At 62.5% G+C, this 578-nt stretch carries 1 protein-coding gene; it reads left to right on the top strand.

Going from position 1 to position 578, the window contains the following annotated elements:
- Window positions 1-12 precede the first annotated feature (12 nt).
- Window positions 13-578, top strand: a 566-nt coding sequence (locus BME24068_RS35360) for a hypothetical protein (RefSeq protein ID WP_280528448.1), incomplete at its 3' end; no start/stop codon positions are given.

Below are 578 nucleotides of genomic sequence, written 5' to 3'. Positions count from 1 at the left end.
AGGCCAGTCGACGTGGAAGTCGAGAGCGACGTCACCGTGCTGTCGGTCGAGCTGAGGCCCGTGGACAGCGAGTTGATGCCGGTCGAAGTCGAGGTGGACAGTGAGCTGATCGAGCTGGTGGCCGACGAGAGACCAGTCGACGTGGAAGTCGAGAGCGAAGTCACGGTGCTGTCGGTCGAGCTGAGGCCCGTGGACAGCGAATTGATCCCCGTCGAAGTCGACGTGGACAGCGAGTTGATGCTGGTCGAAGTCGAGGTGGACAGCGAGCTGATCGAGCTGTCAGCCGACGACAGGCCGGTCGACGTGGAAGTCGAGAGCGACGTCACCGTGCTGTCGGTCGAGCTGAGGCCGGTGGACAGCGAGTTGATCCCGGTCGAAGTCGACGTAGAGAGCGAACTGATCGAGCTGTCAGCCGACGAGAGGCCAGTCGACGTGGAGGTCGAGAGCGACGTGACCGAGCTATCGGTCGAGCTCAATCCCGTGGACAGCGAGTTGATGCCGGTCGAAGTCGACGTGGACAGCGAACTGATCGAGCTATCAGCCGACGAGAGGCCAGTCGACGTGGAAGTCGAGAGCGA

Source organism: Burkholderia anthina, from assembly GCF_902498995.1.
Lineage (GTDB): Bacteria > Pseudomonadota > Gammaproteobacteria > Burkholderiales > Burkholderiaceae > Burkholderia > Burkholderia anthina.
Note: the sequence above shows the minus strand (reverse complement) of the source record. Positions and strands in the feature narration are given on the sequence as shown.